This is a genomic window from Gammaproteobacteria bacterium (assembly GCA_013003425.1).
Lineage (GTDB): Bacteria > Pseudomonadota > Gammaproteobacteria > Steroidobacterales > JABDKV01 > JABDJB01.
The window spans coordinates 41,473-59,621 of record JABDJB010000007.1; the positions used below are offsets into that span (position 1 = coordinate 41,473).

15 protein-coding genes are annotated in these 18,149 nt (G+C 60.5%); 10 read left to right on the forward strand and 5 right to left on the reverse strand.

All coding sequences use genetic code 11. The features are described 5' to 3' along the window. Positions 1-10 precede the first annotated feature (10 nt). Entirely contained in the window at positions 11-1,888 is a 1,878-nt protein-coding gene (parE, locus tag HKN06_01460) for a DNA topoisomerase IV subunit B (protein ID NNF59977.1), read from the forward strand. 54 nt (positions 1,889-1,942) lie between these two features. Next, on the forward strand, positions 1,943-4,156 hold the full coding sequence (parC, locus tag HKN06_01465; protein ID NNF59978.1) for a DNA topoisomerase IV subunit A: 2,214 nt from the start codon (positions 1,943-1,945) through the stop codon (positions 4,154-4,156). Positions 4,157-4,203: 47 nt separating this feature from the next. On the opposite strand, the gene HKN06_01470 is transcribed toward parC, so the two are convergent. After that, complete coding sequence (locus HKN06_01470) at positions 4,204-6,171, reverse strand: hypothetical protein (protein NNF59979.1); 1,968 nt, start codon at positions 6,169-6,171, stop codon at positions 4,204-4,206. A gap of 166 nt (positions 6,172-6,337) precedes the next feature. Between HKN06_01470 and htpX the strand changes: the two genes are divergently transcribed. The 3 genes from htpX to HKN06_01485 all read left to right on the forward strand — a co-directional run bounded on the left by htpX (position 6,338) and on the right by HKN06_01485 (position 9,968). Further along, a complete protein-coding gene (gene htpX, locus HKN06_01475; GenBank protein NNF59980.1) occupies positions 6,338-7,228 on the forward strand; it encodes a protease HtpX in 891 nt (296 codons plus the stop codon). A gap of 79 nt (positions 7,229-7,307) precedes the next feature. Continuing rightward, positions 7,308-9,287 carry a hypothetical protein gene (locus HKN06_01480; GenBank protein NNF59981.1) on the forward strand — a complete coding sequence of 660 codons (1,980 nt, stop codon included), beginning with the start codon at positions 7,308-7,310 and terminating at the stop codon, positions 9,285-9,287. Further along, the gene (locus HKN06_01485) at positions 9,288-9,968 is read left to right on the forward strand and encodes a hypothetical protein (protein NNF59982.1); all 681 of its coding nucleotides are present in this window, start codon (positions 9,288-9,290) and stop codon (positions 9,966-9,968) included. It abuts the gene before it with no gap. Here the strand turns inward: HKN06_01485 and HKN06_01490 are convergent, their stop codons facing one another. Then, on the reverse strand, positions 9,969-12,008 hold the full coding sequence (locus tag HKN06_01490) for an EAL domain-containing protein (protein ID NNF59983.1): 2,040 nt from the start codon (positions 12,006-12,008) through the stop codon (positions 9,969-9,971). It lies immediately after the preceding gene. Between the two features lie 233 nt (positions 12,009-12,241). Here HKN06_01490 and efp point away from each other — a divergent pair, with 233 nt between their 5' ends. From efp to HKN06_01505, 3 genes are read left to right on the forward strand one after another with little or no spacing between them, the layout of a single operon-like run. Then, positions 12,242-12,811 carry an elongation factor P gene (efp, locus tag HKN06_01495; protein ID NNF59984.1) on the forward strand — a complete coding sequence of 190 codons (570 nt, stop codon included), beginning with the start codon at positions 12,242-12,244 and terminating at the stop codon, positions 12,809-12,811. 7 nt (positions 12,812-12,818) lie between these two features. After that, complete coding sequence (gene genX, locus HKN06_01500; GenBank protein ID NNF59985.1) at positions 12,819-13,760, forward strand: EF-P lysine aminoacylase GenX; 942 nt, start codon at positions 12,819-12,821, stop codon at positions 13,758-13,760. Position 13,761: 1 nt separating this feature from the next. Continuing rightward, complete coding sequence (locus HKN06_01505; GenBank protein ID NNF59986.1) at positions 13,762-14,208, forward strand: GAF domain-containing protein; 447 nt, start codon at positions 13,762-13,764, stop codon at positions 14,206-14,208. Here HKN06_01505 and psd read toward each other — a convergent pair. Genes psd through HKN06_01520 form a run of 3 tightly spaced genes read right to left on the reverse strand, consistent with a single transcriptional unit; the run spans position 14,205 to position 15,958 of the window. Continuing rightward, a complete protein-coding gene (gene psd / locus HKN06_01510; protein ID NNF59987.1) occupies positions 14,205-15,026 on the reverse strand; it encodes a phosphatidylserine decarboxylase in 822 nt (273 codons plus the stop codon). The two genes, HKN06_01505 and psd, sit on opposite strands and share 4 nt — an antisense overlap. Next, positions 15,027-15,452, reverse strand: coding sequence for a copper chaperone PCu(A)C (locus HKN06_01515; GenBank protein ID NNF59988.1), 426 nt, complete (start codon positions 15,450-15,452; stop codon positions 15,027-15,029). Next, positions 15,449-15,958 (reverse strand): SCO family protein, encoded by a 510-nt coding sequence (locus HKN06_01520; protein NNF59989.1) that lies wholly within the window; start codon positions 15,956-15,958, stop codon positions 15,449-15,451. Before HKN06_01520 ends, HKN06_01515 begins: the two co-directional genes overlap by 4 nt. On the opposite strand from HKN06_01520, the gene prmB reads away from it, so the two are divergent. Beyond that, positions 15,957-17,033, forward strand: coding sequence for a 50S ribosomal protein L3 N(5)-glutamine methyltransferase (gene prmB / locus HKN06_01525; protein ID NNF59990.1), 1,077 nt, complete (start codon positions 15,957-15,959; stop codon positions 17,031-17,033). The genes HKN06_01520 and prmB overlap by 2 nt on opposite strands. Beyond that, positions 17,033-18,139, forward strand: a complete 1,107-nt coding sequence (aroC, locus tag HKN06_01530; GenBank protein ID NNF59991.1) for a chorismate synthase — start codon at positions 17,033-17,035, stop codon at positions 18,137-18,139. Before prmB ends, aroC begins: the two co-directional genes overlap by 1 nt. The last annotated feature ends 10 nt before the right edge of the window (positions 18,140-18,149 follow it).

Consider the following 18,149-nt stretch of genomic DNA (forward strand, 5'->3'; position numbering starts at 1 on the left):
CGCGACAACAATGAGTCGTCAATACAAAGCCTCAGATATCGAGGTCCTCAGCGGACTTGACCCGGTGCGCCGCCGCCCGGGCATGTATACCGACACTACCCGTCCCGATCACCTCGCCCGCGAGGTAATCGACAATGCTGTAGACGAGGCACTGGCGGGCCATTGCAAGCGAATTGACGTCACCGTGCACAAAGACGGATCAATGACGGTCAAGGATGATGGCCGCGGTATGCCGGTCGACAAGCATCCTGAGGAAAAAATTCCCGGCGTTGAGCTTATCCTCACGCGGCTGCACGCGGGAGGCAAGTTTTCCGACAAGAACTACGAGTTTTCTGGTGGCCTGCATGGCGTCGGCGTATCAGTTGTCAACGCACTATCGTCACACCTGGAGGTGTGGATTCGGCGCGGCGGCAAGGAATACAACATGGCGTTTGCCGATGGCGACGTTGCTTCCGACCTCGAAGTGGTCGGCAAGGTTGGTAAGGCGAATACCGGCACAACGTTGCAGTTCTGGCCGAACAAGAAGTATTTCGACAACGAAAAGTTTTCCCTGGCCCGGCTCAAGCATCTGCTGCGCGCAAAAGCCGTGCTGTGCCCCGGCCTGCTGGTGACACTTGCCGAGGCCAACGGCAAAAAAAGTAAATGGCAATACAGTGGCGGCCTGGCCGACTATCTCGGTGAGGCGCTGGGCGATGCCGAGCGTTTGCCGGACGAGTTGTTCACGGGTGAAGCTGAGGGCGAACGCGAATCTGCCACGTGGGCGCTGGCATGGTCGGCTGCGGACGTCTTTGGCGAGAGCTATGTCAACCTGATCCCGACGCCTGCTGGCGGCACGCATGTGAATGGCCTGCGTACCGGGCTGGTTGATGCGTTGCGCGAGTTCTGTGAGTACCGCAACCTGCTGCCACGCGGCGTGCGCCTGCTCCCCGACGATGTCTGGGAAGGGGTGAGTTTCGTGTTGTCGGTAAAAATGCGTGACCCGCAGTTCTCCGGCCAGACCAAGGAGCGCCTGTCGTCACGTGAGTGTGCGCCGTTTGTTTCAGGCGTGGCGAAGGATGCTTTCGCGCTGTATCTCAACCAGCACGTTGAAACCGGTGAGCTGATCGCGCAACGGGCAATCGCCAATGCGCAAAAAAGAATGCGCGCATCCAAAAAAGTTGTACGCAAACGAGTGGTCAGCGGACCGGCTCTGCCGGGGAAACTGGCGGATTGCACCAGTGAAGAACCGGAGATGAGCGAACTGTTCCTGGTCGAGGGAGACTCGGCCGGTGGCTCTGCCAAACAGGCGCGTGACCGCGAATTCCAGGCGGTGATGCCGCTGCGTGGCAAAATTCTCAATACCTGGGAGGTCGACGCGACGCAGGTGCTGTCATCGCAGGAAGTTCACGATATCAGCGTGGCGCTCGGGGTTGATCCGGGCTCCGATGACCTGTCAAAGCTGCGTTACTACAAGGTATGCATCCTGGCGGATGCCGATTCTGACGGGCTGCATATTGCGACCCTGCTGTGCGGCCTGTTCCTGCGGCATTACAACCCGCTGGTCGCCGCCGGCCACGTTTACGTTGCCATGCCGCCGCTTTATCGCATCGATGTCGGTAAGCAGGTCTATTACGCACTTGATGATCAGGAACGTGAGGGGATTCGCGATCGCATCAAGGCGGACAATCTGAAAGGCAAGCTGACCGAGACGCGCTTCAAGGGTCTCGGTGAAATGAACCCCTCGCAGCTGCGTGAAACCACAATGGCGCCGGACAGCCGCCGGCTGGTGCAGCTGACCATCGAATCAAACGATCGTGTCGAGCAGCTGTTCGACATGCTGCTCGCCCGCAAGCGCGCTGCCGACCGGCGCAAGTGGCTGGAAAAGAAGGGCGATCTCGCCGAAGTCTGACTCACGAGGTAAATCCCGGTGCAGAGTGAACTGAATCTCGAAGGCGTCGAGCGAATGCCGCTGTCGACATTCGCGGAAAAGGCCTATCTCGATTACTCGATGTACGTCATCCTCGATCGGGCGTTGCCGCACATTGGTGACGGCCTCAAACCGGTACAGCGGCGCATTATTTACGCGATGAGCGAGCTCGGGCTGAGTGCCGCCAGCAAGCACAAGAAATCGGCGCGTACAGTTGGTGACGTGATTGGCAAATACCATCCGCATGGTGATTCGGCATGCTACGAAGCGATGGTGCACATGGCGCAGCCATTTGCGTTTCGTTACCCGGTTGTAGACGGCCAGGGCAACTGGGGTTCGCAGGATGACCCCAAGTCTTTTGCCGCGATGCGCTATACCGAGGCGCGGCTTACCCCGTACGCTGGTGTGCTGCTGGCAGAGCTGGGGCAGGGGACTGTGGACTGGGGGCCGAACTTTGACGGCAGCATGGATGAGCCGCTGTCGCTGCCGGCCCGGCTGCCCAACGTGCTGCTCAATGGCGCTACCGGCATTGCTGTTGGTATGTCCACCGACGTGCCGCCGCACAATTTGCGTGAAGTGGTAGATGCAGCAGTGCTGCTGCTGACCAGGCCGCGCTCCACGGTGGCCGACCTGTGCCGGCATATTCAAGGGCCCGATTTTCCGACCGGCGCCGAAATTATCAGTCCGCCGGAAGATATTCGCCAGATCTATGAAACGGGCACCGGCAGCGTGCGGGTGCGGGCCGGTTACCAGCGTGAGGACGATGCAATTGTCATTACCGAGCTGCCACACCAGAGCGCCGGGCCAAAAATACTGGAACAAATTGCCGCCCAGATGAATGCAAAGAAACTGCCGCTGGTCGAAGATCTGCGCGATGAATCCGATCATGAAAACCCGACCCGGCTGGTAATTATTCCCAGGTCACGACGGGTTGATGCCGATGCGCTGATGGCGCATTTGTTTGCGACTACGGATCTGGAGCGTAGCGTGCGCGTCAATATGAACGTGATCGGCCTCGATGGCCGGCCGGGCGTACGCGATCTGCGCAGCTTGCTGCGCGACTGGCTGACTTTCCGTACTGATGTTGTGCAGCGTCGGCTGCAGTTCCGCCTCGACAAGGTCGAGCAACGGCTGCATGTGCTCAAGGGCCTGATGACGGCGTTTCTCAATATCGATGAAGTTATCGCCATCATTCGCGAAGAAGAGGAGCCAAAGCCGGTGCTGATGAAGCAATTCCGGCTGTCGGATATCCAGGCTGAAGCGATTCTCAATCTGCGCCTGCGGAACCTGGCTCGGCTCGAAGAAATCAAGATAAAGGGCGAGCAGCGCGAGCTGAACAAGGAGCGTAAAGCATTGCAGACCACGCTCGGCAGCAAGGCGCGGCTCAAGACCCAGGTGAAAAAAGAACTGCTTGCCGATGCCGAGCGATTTGGCGACGAGCGTCGCACCGCAATCGTTGACCGGCCCGCGGCGCAGGCCCTGGACGAGACGAAGCTGGTGCCCAGCGAGCCGGTGACAGTGGTGTTGTCTGCGCGTGGTTTTGCCCGTGCCGCAAAGGGGCATGAAGTTGATGCTGCCGGCATGTCTTACAAGGCGGGTGACGAGTTCCTGGCGTCGGCCCGCGGGCGCAGCAACCAGTTCGCGGTATTTCTCGACAGCACAGGTCGCGCCTACAGCGTGGCGGCCCACACGTTGCCATCTGCGCGCGGGCAGGGCGAGCCATTATCGGGCAAGTTCAACCCGCCGGAGGGAGCAAGTTTCAGTGGTGTTGCGCTCGGTGATGCGGGCGACAAACTGGTGCTGGCCAGTGGCGCCGGTTATGGATTCATCGCTACGCTTGGCGACCTGCATTCACGCACCCGCGCCGGCAAACGCGTGCTGAACGTACCGGCACCCACCATCGCCCTCGCGCCGGTGTCGGTTGCCGGCGATTTTTCATCGCTGTGGCTGGCAGTAGCCAGCAACGAGGGGCGGCTGTTGATATTCCCGCTGGACGAGGTGCCGCAGCTGCCGCGCGGCAAAGGGCAAAAGCTCATCGGTCTGCCAACGAAGCGGGTCAGGGCCGGTGAAGAGAACATGATCGCAATGGCCGTGATCAACGAGGAGCAGGCGCTGAAAATTACCGCAGGCAAACGCACCATGAGCCTGCGACAGCAGGACATGGAACGCTTCGAAGGCAGTCGTGGTTTGCGCGGAGCGCTGCTCCCACGCGGCTGGCGCAACGTGCTGCGGCTGGAGGCAGAGGGATAAAAAAACGCCCCGGTGCGGGGCGTTTCCTGCAACATTTATCGTCGATGTCAGCGCGGGAAGCGAACTACCTTTGGTTCGTCATCGTCGTCGTCGTCGCCCATTTCATCGTCACCCAATTCAATAGGCAGCGGCGTGTCGTCCGCCGGGTCGCGGTTTTCCAGGTGATAGAACGACTCACCCTCGCCCGATGAGCTGACTCCGGCTTCTGCGTCCTCCGCATCGGCGCTTTCGTCCTGGAAATCGACATCTTCCGAATAGGCGCGCTCCAGCAGTTCGAAATCCACTTCATGCTGGCCGGTCTGTCCGGTGTTGGGCAGCTCCAGATCAAGCCCGTCCGAGACTGCCATTACCTCGACCGTGTTCGAGGTCGGTTCTTCCGGTTCGGAAACCTCAAAGTCCAGGTCTGGCATCGAGCCCATTTCGACGGTGTAATCGGCTTCAGGTGCGGCCGTGGTCTGCGGCAATTCCATGGTTGGCGCGGCTTCGGCAGCAGCTGCTGCCGCAGGTGCCACAGCGGCGATACCAATGTCACCACCACCGCTGTCGGTCCCTGACTGGTGCTCGCGTTCTCGTTCGCGCCGCATCCGGTCAACCTGCACATGACGCTGTACGCCCTCACGGACATCATGATCGTATTCACGCCGCAGGTTACGACGCAGCAGTCCTGCGCCGGCGACGGCACCAATCAGCAAGCCGGTCAGCAGGCCAACAATCACCCACAGCCAGTTGATACCGCTGGACGGTTGCGAAGCCTCGCCCGGCTGTAGCGCGGCACGAGTCTGGTTAGCCGCGCTGTCCGGCCGATCCGGCTGGCTCTGCGGTCCCGGTTCAGGTTCGGGCTGCGGCTGCGTGATCTGTGGTTGCGTTACCGCCGGCGGGACCGGCATGCCCTGCGCGCGCAATTCCATTTTGACGTGCGATTCGCGCAGCAAGGATGTCGTCAGCTGCATAGTCGGTAGCGGCACTGCGGGAGCGGCAACTTCGGCTGGCGCATCGAGTATTCGGGCAATCCGCTCGGCGACTGGCGGCGCAGCCGGCTGTGCTGGCGCCTGTGCGGGAGCTTCAGCTGTCGCCGCTTCCGGGCGACGTACTGGTTCCGGTTCGGTCGCCGTTGCTGGCGCTGATTTCACCGTATTGGCACGCTGTGCCTCTGCCGGACGGCTGGATGCAGACGAAGCAGGAGATTGCCGCAACTGGCTGGAAACCGCGCTCATGTCGATTTCGCTAAGCTGCGGGATGTAAATTGTCGATCCCTGGCTGATGACGTTCGGGTTGCCCAGCAGGAAGGCGCCCGGATTGCTGTTAAAAATCTTCTGGGCGATGGGCCAGACGGACCAGTCCGGTCGGCCGGCGACACGGTCCGCAATCGTCGAGAGCATGTCACCCGGCTGCACCGTGTACCGGCTGCCGGGCTCAATATTGCCGCTGCGTGGCCGGCTGCGCTGCGGCACCCGGTTGCCGGACGGTCCGGCCGGGCGACTCATTTGACTGGTGCCGGCGCTCACCGGTGCCAGCGTTGCCGGCATGGCCTGCGACGGCGTGGCGATCTCCCCGGCACCCGGCGGATCGACCATCACAAGAAAAGTTTTCACCAGCGTCGGTACGCCCGGGCATTTAACCTGCAGCACGAATTCGGTCATTGGCTCGCGGACCGGCTGGGCGGTGGTTACCCGCAACACCTGTGCATTCATATTGCGCGTCAGTGCCAGACGCAGGCGGCCGGTAGAAGGCAGGTCCCCCGCAGCGCCTGTGGTGCGGAAGCAGCCGCGGCTCAGGGTTTCGCCGGCGGCCGGTGTGATGAGTATTTCTGCGACCAGGGGCTGTCCCAGCCGGGATAACACGCGGATATCATCGACTGCCAGCGAGTGAGCCGGCGAGCATGCCAGGAACACGGTGGTAAAAAAGGCGCTGTAAGCGGCTTCCCGGACGCGGTTGTCGAAGAAGCGGCGGACTGCACTGCCGCGCCGCCGGGCCGGTGTGGGGCGCGTTGTCCGCGCCTTGTGACCTGAAGTCATAGCTGTCGCCTCCCGAATGCGACGGAACACCATTGCACGGCCAAGTGTCCTATTTGGCGAAGCATAACCAAGCGGTCATAGTGATGCAATGGTTTTCAATCATTTACATGACATCGATTGGTACCATCGTAGATAATCGACCATCAGCAAAAGTGAGACCTGCGTCATGTTTAAGAGAATCTTTCTGTTCGGGCTGACCAATATCGCCGTTCTGGCGGTGCTGGCAGTTGTTGCCAGCCTGTTCGGCGTGGACCGGCGGATGATGGATGGATCCGGCGGCCTGAACCTTCAGGCCCTGATGGTCTTCTCCCTAATCTGGGGTATGGCCGGCTCGCTGATCTCTCTGGCGTTGTCCAAATGGAGCGCCAAGCGCATGACCGGCGCGCACGTAATCGAATCGCCGCGAAATGAAACCGAGCAGTGGCTGGTGAGCACGGTGGAGCGGCAGGCACGCCAGGCCGGGATAGGAATGCCAGATGTTGCAATTTATGACTCGCCTGAGGTCAATGCTTTTGCCACCGGTGCGCGCCGCAACAGTGCGCTGGTTGCGGTCAGTGCCGGGCTGCTCAATTCCATGAGCCGCGAAGAGGCCGAGGCGGTACTCGGTCACGAAATCTCACATGTGGCAAACGGCGACATGGTGACGCTGACTCTGTTGCAGGGCGTACTCAATGCGTTTGTCATTTTCTTCTCGCGCATTGCAGGGCACGTAGTCGATTCAGCACTGCGTGGCGGACGCAGTGGCGGTGGTGGCATCGGGTACTTTGCCGTTTCCATGCTGATGCAGGTGGTTCTCGGATTTCTTGCCACGATTATCGTGCGCTGGTTTTCCCGCTATCGGGAATTTCGCGCAGATGCCGGCGGAGCGCAGCTTGCCGGGCGTGACAAGATGATTGGCGCGCTCCGGCGACTGGGTGGTCGTGAGGCCCACGATCTGCCGCAGCAAATGGCCGCAATGGGAATTTCCGGCGGTATGCGTGCCGGCTTCAGCCGTTTGTTCAGCACCCACCCGCCCATCACCGAGCGTATCGCGCACCTGCAGCAGCTGCGCCACTAGAATCCGGTTTTGCCGGCGCCTGCTGTTGGTTACACTGCTCATCAGCAGTCAGCCTAAATAACAACAGAGCAGGCAACACATGCAGCGCGGAATACCGTGGCTGGTGCTGGCGGTGCTAGTCGCCGGTGCCGCCCTTCGCTTTTACGGCCTGGCCGAACCCGGCTATCGCAATAACGAGGACTATGCGGTACTCGGCGCGCAGGCGATCCTGGAAGAGGGGGTCCCGCGGCTCCCATCCGGCGTAATTTATCCGCGGGCGTTGCCATTGTCGTACGGCGTTGCCGCGGTGTTTGTTAGCGCCGGACAATCAGAGTTCACGGCACGGATTATCCCGGTTGTTTTGTCGGTGTTGTCACTGCTGATCGTCTACTGTCTCGGTCGCCGGGCCTTCGATCCGCAGGTTGGCCTGACAGCTGCCCTGATCCTTGCGTTTTCGGTCTGGGAGCTGCTGGTGGCGCAAACCGCGCGCATGTACGGGCCGCTGGCGTTTTTCTATCTGTTGTCGGTCTACCTGGCCTGCCGGGTAGGTTGCGACGACCGACGACGCCTGGGAGTGGCGTTATTTTTCTCTGCCGCATTGACGTCACTCCTCCACCCCATGGGAGTAATGTTGCTGCTGCCGCTACTGGTTCTGTTGGTGCCCGGTACCGGCAATGTGCAGAACAAACGATGGCTCGCGGCCGGCATTTTTGCCGTGCTGCTTGGCTATTTTGGTACGGCGATGTTCGAGCAGCATCATTACGATGCCTGGAATGTGCTGGTCACCGAAAATTTTCCTGAAGCTGCCGCCGGCGCGCCGCGACCATCCCTGCTTACAGTAATCAATGAGCGCTACCTCGCGCTGGCGCGGGCAGCGGCAGAGTGGTCCGGTATCGCCAGTCCATCAGGCGTGGTTTTTGCCGCAGCGGTGCTGGCACTTGGCGCCGCAGGCGCAACACGGCGCTTTGCCGGCATCAGCAGCTGGCACTTTTTTGTTGCGTTGGCCCTGATCGTTTTTTTTGCGGCGCTACAGCAGTTGATGCTGGCTGGTTACTGCCTCGCAGCCTATTTGCTGCTTGCGGGTCGAATCGGGGAGGAGCGCTACCCGCAGCGCGGATTTGCCCTCGCCGGATTGATCGGTGCCCTTGGCGTGGGGTGGATACTGGCGTCGGGCTTCCTGGCGCCAGACATGTCACTGACAAAAACAGTTCGAACCGTAGCCGGATATCCGCCAAACTTTCTCGAGCTGTTGGCACGGCCGCAACCACTACTGTTCCTGTTCATGTTGGTCAGTGTCGCAGCCACCGTATTCACCTGGCTGCAGCGGCGTGACAATGGTTTCGCCGCCATGTACGTGTCTGCTGCATTGATACTGCCGGCTACGGCGCTCGGCGCACACCCGACTGCGCTATACCGGTTTTTTGAGCGCTATGCTTTTTTTCTGCATGCGTTGTTTGTACTCCTGGCGGCGCACGGTATCTGGGTGCTGGTGCGGTTTGTGCAGGGCCGGTTCGGGCAGGGTAACAGTGGCTGGGTCACCCGGCCTGCCAGTGCCTGGCTGGCAGTTGCCGGCCTGCTGCTGTTAACTGGCGCGGTTCAGCCTGCTGCATCGTTACGAACTGTCAATGCAGATTACGGCGCAAATTCGCTGGGACGCTATCATCGTGTCTTCTTCCCTGACCACGCCGGGCCGTCACAGTACGTTTGTCAGCACGCCGGGCCAGGCGACGTAGTCGTGGCCATGGATGTGCTGGCGCACCATGCATATTGTGCGCGTACGGACTATCATTTCTCCCGTGATTTCAAGGGCGACGCAGAAGGCTGGATTGGCAGGCGAACCTTGTTCGAGGTGGGCCAGTTCGAGTCTGTCCTTGCTGCCGCGTCTGGCAGGGTCTGGGTGGTGCTGGCAGCACAGCCAATCCGGCGCATGCGCGACGACGCTGAAATGCAGGAATTTCTTCAATATCTGTCGGACGACTGTTTCAAGCGGGCTTTCCCGGGGCGAGACGGACTATCGGATGTCTATTTTTACAACGCAGGGTGCCAGCCGGGTGACCGGTCGCGCTCACAGGGTGGATAAATGCCGTCAAGGTCACTGATCGCCGGTTGGTTACCACTGCTGCTGGCGCTGGCTGCGTTCGTGGCGGGTATCGTCGCGCTGCTGGTTGCGATGAATAACTACGAAGTCATCGACAAGGGACGTCTCCTGCCGTACACCTCCGGCTTTATCTACCAGATTCGTTTCTTTGACCAGTTCAATGTCTTTGTCGAACTGGAAAACCGGATCCGGCCGGATTTGCTCAATGTTTATTTTTTGCTGGGCGTGGCCTTTATTGCACTGACTTACGCAGTGCTGATGCAGTCGTTTGCGCAGCGCCTGGAGATGTGGATGTTTGCCCTGATGTTTGTTGGCATGAGCTATCTGGCTGCCGATGAATGGGTTGGTATCCATGAAACGATCGGTCACAACATGCAGTTTCTGACGGCGCTTCCATTCATCAAGCGCCCCGATGACATGATCGTTCTTCTCTACGCGCTGCCGGCCGGGCTGTATCTGTTATTTTTCTGGCGCAGCATTCTGGCCGCAAGGTGGGCGTCGGCGCTTATGGTCGCTGCATTTTGCAGTTTCGTTCTGGCGGCTTTGGCCGATGTAGCCGCAATACCGGCCGAGGAACCGCTGGAACTGCTGGCTTCAGCGCTGATTGTCGCCAGCGTGCTGGTACTGGGTCTGCACCACACAAGGCGCGCGGCCGGGCACTAGTCAGGCGGTTTCGAGAACGATCTCTTCCGGGCCCTGCACGTAATAGCCCTGGATGAATTCGACACCAAGCTGCCACAGTACGGCCATCGTATTGGCATCCTCAACCCGCTCGGCAATGGTTTCGATGTTTTTCGCCTTTGCTGATTCAATATAAAGCCGGACGCGTTTCTGGATTTCGCGGTTTCGCACCAGCCCTTCCATCAACGAGCCGTCGACCTTGATGTAGTCGGCCGGGACGTGTTCGAGCACCTGCAAAGGCCGATGGCCGAGTCCAAAATGTTCGATGGCGAACGTACAGCCAAATGCCTTTACCTGCTGCGCCAGTTCCTTGGTTTCCTTGAGGTGCTCTTCGGCATTGTGCTCGGTAATCTGGAACACGAGCTGCGACGGTGGCACCTTGTACGCTTTGAGCTGCTTGCCGATCCACGGGATCAGCGTGCGATCCGGGATCGACTCTTCGGACAAGCGTATAAACAGCTGGCTGCCGCGGTCCTTGACACAAAATACGATGGCGTTGCCAATGACCCATCGGTCAATAGTTTTCATCAGCCCGTTCTGGCGTGCGACCGGCAGAAAGTCACCCGGCATGATTTCCTGACCGTCTTCCCCGGCCATGCGCAGCAGCACGTCAAACATGCGGCGGCTCTTGCCCATCATGCTGGCAACGGGCTGGAACACCAGCCTGAAGCCGTCCTTCATCAGCGCATGCTTGATCTTCTCCACCGGCACGGCCGGCGCACCACGGTCGATCGAGCCGTCTTTTTCCAGCATGACCACGCTGTCGCCGCCGGACTCGCGGCCGTCGCGAAATGCGTGTTGTGCCTTGTTCATCAGGGCATTGACATCGTCGCTGTGCGGATCGAATTGTGCCAGGCCAACTGTGCAGGTCATCGGTACCGATTTCTCGCCAACTTCGAACACATGGCGTCGTACGCTGCGCATCAGGTCTTCGGCCCACGCCTGTGCGTCGCGCATGGTTCCGCGTGACAGCAAGACCATAAAAATGTCACCCCCGAACTGGCCGTACAGATCGTTGGGCTTGATCGAGTTCTTCAGCATGCTCGCCATGTCGAGCATCAGCTGATCACTGACGATCGGGTCGAGTAAATTGCGTGTTTCTTCCATGTCGTCCGGCTTCATGTATGCCAGTACGGTCACGCCAGGCGCCGCCGGTCCGGTCAGGGTCTCTTCCAGCTTTTCTACAAAATGCTGCCGCAGGAACAAACCGGTTACCGGGTGGCGATGTTCGGCCAGCGCTGGTGTCACGACCGTTGGTGATTCCGGTTCCATGCTGATACGCACGCACGGCTCGCCCTCGTACTGGCTGTTTTCAATGTCAGCCTGCACGGCCAGACTGCCGCCGTCGCTGCTTTCCACACGCACTGATACTTTGTGACCCGACCATTTGCCCTGGTTGCAGGCCACCAGCGCACCTTTGATCGCAGCGCGGCTTTCGGGCGCAAAAACGTCAAGTATGGGTGTGCCAACCAGGTCATCAGCGTCGGCATAGCCAAACAGCTCCAGCCAGGCGGGGTTGATGTTGGCAATGATGCCTTCGGCCACATAGATGATGCCGTCGGCAGCTTCGTCAATCAGGTTGTCCAGCTGGGTCTGCAGGCCCTTCATTTCGGAACGAGCGGTTTTCAGTTCGCGCAGAGTCCAGTAAGCGCGCAGCTCGCGCACCGCCACGGCGCTGAGGCGCTGGGGCTCGGTCAGGGTGACCAGGTCCTGGGCACCATCTGCCAGGCAACGCGCGATCTCTTTTTCCTCAGCCGTGGCGGCAAGTGCAAGAATTGGCAGGCCGGGGCTGGTTCGGTCGCGCACATCGCAGGCGTGGCTGAGCCGATCACTGTCCGCGTCAATTGAGACCACCACCAGCTGGGCGCGCCCGGTGGAGAGCACGTCCGGCAGCGAGCGGGAATCCTGTACCCACTGGCAGTGGGCGGGCTGCCCGGCGTTGCGCAGCGAGCGGCTGATAGCCTCGACATCATCCTCGCGCCGGGTCACGACGATTACCGGAATGCCAGACGGCTCGCTCAATTCAGGCTCCTACGGTACAGGTTGGGCGGCGATATCATAACGCGGATGCGGGCCGGAAATGCGTGACGGGTCGCGGTTTTTACCAGTCAACGGTTGTTTTCGACCCCCCGGCGCCCGGTGCCCGCATCCGGGTGAACTGTGGCCTATACATCGACCGGAGCGGTTACAGCTTGAGCGCCAGCGGGTATGATGGCTGGCTTTGGCCCGCGGCTGGCCCGCTTTTTTTTAATGAGATGGCAAATTACAACACCAATGAATTTCGCTCGGGTCTGAAGGTCATGCTCGACGGCGACCCGCACACAATCGTCGACAATGAGTTCGTAAAGCCCGGGAAAGGCCAGGCATTCAACCGGGTGAGGCTGAAAAACCTCAAGACCGGCCGGGTCATCGACAAGACTTTCAAGTCGGGTGAGTCCATCGAGGCTGCCGACGTGATGGATACCGAAATGCAGTACCTGTATTCGGATGGCGAGTTTTTTCACTTCATGGTTCCCGACAACTACGAGCAGTTTGCCGCTGATGCGGCCGCTGTCGGTGACGCCAGTCAATGGCTGAAGGAAGAAGATATTTGCCTGATTACGCTGTGGAATAATTCGCCGCTTATCGTCGCGCCGCCCAATTTTGTCGAGCTGAAGATTACCGAAACGGATCCGGGGGTCCGTGGGGACACCGCGCAGGGCGGCGTAAAGCCGGCAACCCTGGAAACCGGCGCTGTAGTAAAAGTGCCGCTATTCGTTGAGGAAGGCGACGTCATCAAGGTCGACACCCGATCCGGCGAGTACGTGGGTCGCGCTCGCGACTGACACGGTCATGAACTGGCAACCGGCAGCAGGGCCGGAGGTACTGGCCGCACGTGCCCGGCTGCTGGCGGAAACGCGGGATTTTTTTGTCGAACATGGTGTGCTGGAAGTGCAGACACCGGTCCTTGTTGGTGGTACCTGCCCGGACCCGGCAGTCCCCAGTATCCCGGCAAGCCCGGCCGGTGGCCGCAGCATGTTTCTGCACACTTCACCCGAGCACGCAATGAAACGCCTGCTGTGCGCCGGCAGCGGCGATATCTATCAGGTCTGCCCGGTGTTTCGCGATGGCGAATCGGGCCGGCTGCACAACCCGGAATTCACGATGGTCGAGTGGTATCGAACTGGCTTCGACCAGCGCCGCATGGCCCGCGAAACCGTGGCGCTGGTGGCGCGGCTGTTACAGCGTGAACTTGATCCGCTGGAACTGACCTACGGCGAGGCGTTCAGGCAGACAGTTGGTATCGATCCGCACACTGCGGACGCGGAAAGCCTCGAGCGTGTCTGCCACGAGCACGGCATCGCCACACCGCAGCAGGCCGATCGCGATGCGCTGCTCGATCTGCTGTTGTCGACCGTTATTGCGACTGGTTTTGCTGCAGATCGCTGCCACGTAGTGTACGACTACCCGGCATCCCAGGCTGCGCTGGCGCGCATCAGCGCAACGAAACCTTTCGTGGCGGAACGGTTCGAAGTATTTTTCGGGTCAGTCGAACTGGCCAACGGATTTCATGAGTTGAGTGACCCGGCAGAACAGCGCCGGCGTTTTACGGCGGAGCGGCAGCAACATGCCCACGAGCAGGCGCCGCCGCTGGACGAACGGTTGCTGGCCGCGCTGGATCATGGTTTGCCGGACTGTGCCGGGGTGGCGCTCGGGTTTGACCGCGTGCTGATGCTCGCAACCGGGTGCACCAGCATTGCTGATGTATTGAGCTTTCCGTTCGAACGGATTTGATATGAGTGATCAGTTTTACACCGCACTTGCAGCTGAAGCACGCGCACTGCTGGAAGGCGAATCCGATGTGGTTGCCAATGCTGCCAACCTGAGCGCGCTGCTGTATTTGCGCCTGCCGGATGTGAACTGGGCAGGGTTTTATTTTATGCGTGATGGCGAGTTACTCGTCGGGCCATTCAACGGCAAACCGGCCTGTACCCGCATCGCCCTGGGGCAGGGTGTGTGTGGCGCCGCGATGGCGCAGCAGCAAACCCTGCGAGTGCCGGACGTGCATGAATTTGCCGGGCATATCGCGTGCGACGCCGAGTCGCGGTCCGAAATTGTCATTCCACTGGGTGAGCTGGGAGTGCTGGACATCGACAGCCCGTTACCCGACCGTTTCAGCGCCGCCGATCAGGCCGGTCTGGAGCAGATCGCCGCTATTTACCTGGACTCGATTAGTAACTAGCGCGCAATCGCGTCGCCCAGTTGCAGTACGGTTCCGGGTCCGAGGCCTGGTTCGAGCGCCGGCCCGCCGGGTGCGAACAGCACAATCACCGTGGAGCCGACGTTGAACTGCGCCAGTTGCTGCGCGTGGTCAAATTTCACGGCCGGCTGGTACTCACTGGTGGTGACTTCGCGGCCACGGACGATACCGGCGTGATAGGTTGCAACGCTGCCGACGACCATGGCGCCCACCATTACCAAAGCCACCGCGCCGGCGTCGCTGTCGAGGTGAAAAACGACCCGCTCATTGCGCGTGAACAATCCGGGTACAGCACGTGTAGTCGACGGGCTGACGCTGAACAATCGGCCGGGCACAAATGTCATCCTGCGCAACTGAGCCGCCAACGGCACGTGCACCCGGTGATAATTATGTGGGGCCAGGTAAATTGTGACAAAGCTGCCGCCATCAAAAGCCCGCGCTTCCTGATCCGATGCCAGCAACTGCGCGACTGAATAGTGCTGGCCTTTCGCCTGCAGCAGGTTGCCGTCCTTTATCGTCCCGCATTGTGAAATTACGCCGTCGGCGGGCGCGATCACGCAATCGCGCGCAATTGTGCGGGCGGCGGGCTGCAGCGCGCGGGTGAAAAACGCATTGAAACTGTCGAATGCGGCCGGATCTGACGGATCTGATTCGGCGAGGTCGACCCTGTAGATGCGGCGGAATATTCCGATGAACGGCACCCGGATAATTGAAAGCTTCGAATTGGCAAGCCAGCCAACGCAGTGCGTCAGCAGGTGTTGCGGCAGGATTGCCTGGATTGTGGCAAATATACGGTCCATTTACGGTGCATCTTCCCGCACGGTCGCAGACACGTGCAGCGTCGCTCCGTCAGCAAACAGCAGCGTCACAGGTACGATCTCGCCTTTGGTGAATTCACGCTGCGGCCGCATCAGCATCAGGTGCAGTCCGCCAGGTGCGAACTCGACGCGCTCGTCGGGTGCCAGCTCCAGTTGCTCAACACCGACCATCCTTGAAATGCCGGCCTCGTCCAGTCGGGTCTCATGAATGCTCACGGCGCCGAAGCCGTCTGCGCTTGCGCCGGTGACAATCACGGGACGTTTCGTCTGGTTGTGCAATTCGAAATAGCCCGCGGTCATTGACCTGCCCGGCAATGGCGCGCGCACCCACGCTTTTTGTACAGTGACGCTGTCACTGCTGCAGGCGGTGAGCAGTAGCACGCACGCGAGCGCAATCGCGCGATTCATCGCACCAGCGCCCGGTAGTCAGCTTCCAGTGCCCGCATGTCATGCGGCGCGGAAAAAAGCGCCACCAGTTCGGCCTGTGGATTGACCAGGAACAAGGCCGCGGTGTGCGCCATCGTGTAGTCATCGCCTTCGGGTATCTTGCTGTATGCGACGCCCATGCCCTCCGCGAAGGCGGCAATCTGCCCGATCTCACCGGTGGCGGCGTTGAACGTGTCGCTGAAACTGGCGATGTAGCGGGCGAGGATGTCCGGCGTGTCGCGCTCCGGGTCCACCGAAACCAGCCAGATACGCGGCTGCCGTGCCTGGCCCAGATCCTCAAGGCCCTGAGCCAGGCCACGCAGTTGAAACAGCGTGGTCGGGCAAATGTCGGGGCAGTGAGTAAATCCGAAAAACAGGATATCCCAGCGGTTGCGAAAGCTGTCCCGGGTGAGCGTCGCGCCGAGGTGATCGACCAGCGTCGCCTGTGGCAGGGGGCGGGGCGCACTGAATACGGTTGCCGTGGTCATGGGTGGCGGACGATTGAGTACCAGCGCAATACCCAGGCCGGCCGCCAGCGCGCCGATTGCGGTCAGGGCAATTATCATTCTGGAGCTATTCATCAATTCCATTCTATCGCGGTGCAGCAGGGCGTTATATCATGACGCGGCATTTCCAACGGGATCGTCCGTGCTGCAAGCCGATGAACTGAAGACAGTGGGTGACCTGGTCCGTTTTGGCGCCAGTCGTCTCAATGCCGCCGGCGTTTGCTTCGGTCACGGCACGGACAATGCTGCCGATGAGTCAAGGGTGCTGGTGTTCCATGCCCTGGCGCTGGATTTCGATGTGCCGGCCTACTTCTACCAGGCGCGCGTCACCGCCGACGAACGCGCTGCAGCCCTCGAGATTATCGAGCGCCGTGTCAGCGACGGCGTTCCTGCGGCGTACCTGACCGGCGAGGCATGGTTTGCCGGACTGCGCTTCGAAATAACGCCTGACGTGCTTGTGCCGCGCTCACCGATTGCCGAGATGATTCAGGGCGGGTTTGTTCCCTGGTGCGAGCCGGGCACGCTGCAGCGTGCGCTGGATATCGGCACCGGCAGCGGCTGCATCGCGATTGCCGTTGCCGCTCACCTCGGTGTGGCGACCGATGCGGTGGATATTTCACCGGACGCGCTGGCGGTCGCAAAACAAAACGTCACTGCGCATGACCTGGAAGACCTGGTCAATGTTTTCGAGTCGGATGTGTATTCGGGCGTGGCCGGGCAGCGCTATGACCTGATTGTCAGTAACCCGCCATACGTATCGTCAACATCGATGTCGGCATTGCCGGACGAGTATGCCAGCGAGCCACAGCTGGCCCTGGCAGCCGGCAACGACGGGCTGGAAGTTATTCATCGCATCCTCGCCTCGGCGTGCGACCATCTCACGCCACACGGCGTGCTTGTGGTGGAATCCGGCGAGAGCAGTGCAGCGCTGGTAGCGGCGTATCCCGGGATTGGCTTCGAGTGGGTCAACTTCCAGCATGGTGGTGGTGGCGTATTCGTGTTGACGGCAGCAGAGCTGGCGCGCTGTCAGGCGCAGCTCAGCGGCAGGTGCGCCTGATGTCGGGTAATACCTTTGGCAAACTGTTTGCCGTCACCAGCTGCGGCGAAAGCCATGGGCCTGGCCTGTTGTGCATCGTCGACGGCTGCCCGCCCGGCATGGAGTTGAGCGAGGAGGACATCCAGCAGGACGTCGAGCGTCGGCGTACCGGCAAGTCACGCCACACCAGCCAGCGCCGCGAACCGGACCAGGTGCAGATCCTGTCCGGACTCTTCGAAGGGCGGACGACCGGTGCGCCGATCGGTTTGCTGGTTCACAACGTCGACCAGAAACCAAAGGACTATCGCAAAATAGCCAACAGTTTTCGTCCGGGTCACGCGGACTACACCTACCAGCAGAAATATGGTTTCCGCGATTATCGTGGCGGTGGTCGCTCGTCGGCGCGGGAAACAGTCATGCGCGTTGCGGCCGGCGCAATCGCGCGCAAGTATCTTGCCTCGCAGTACTCGATCAGCATCGCGGGTTTCCTGGCGCAGATCGGACCTCTGGTGCTCGATCCGGTTGATCTTGGCAGCGTCGACGACAACCCGTTTTTTTGCGCCGATCCTGCGCGCGTTGACGAACTGGAAAAATTCATGGACGCGTTACGCAAATCAGGCGACTCGATCGGCGCTCGCGTAAACGTAGTCGCGCGTGGTGTGCCAGCCGGGTTGGGTGAACCGGTATTCGACAAACTCGATGCGGATATTGCCCGCGCAATGATGGGAATAAATGCGGTCAAGGGAGTCGAAATCGGCGCCGGCTTCCGCAGTGTGGAACAGAAGGGCACCGAACATCGCGATGAGATTCATCCGGACGGCTTTGCCAGCAACCATGCCGGCGGGACGCTTGGCGGTATCTCCAGCGGCCAGGACATCCTGGTGAGCATGGCGTTGAAGCCGACCTCAAGCCTGCGCCTGCCGTGCGCCAGCATCGACGTGGAAGGAAACCCCGTGGAAGTCGTGACCACTGGCAGGCACGATCCCTGTGTCGGCCTGCGCGCCACGCCCATTGCGGAGGCCATGCTGGCCCTGGTCCTGATGGACCACATTCTGCGTCATCGGGCCCAGAATGCGGGGGTCATCAGCCCCACGCCGACGATTCCGGCCGGTTCCGGACCGTATTAAGTTCAATTTT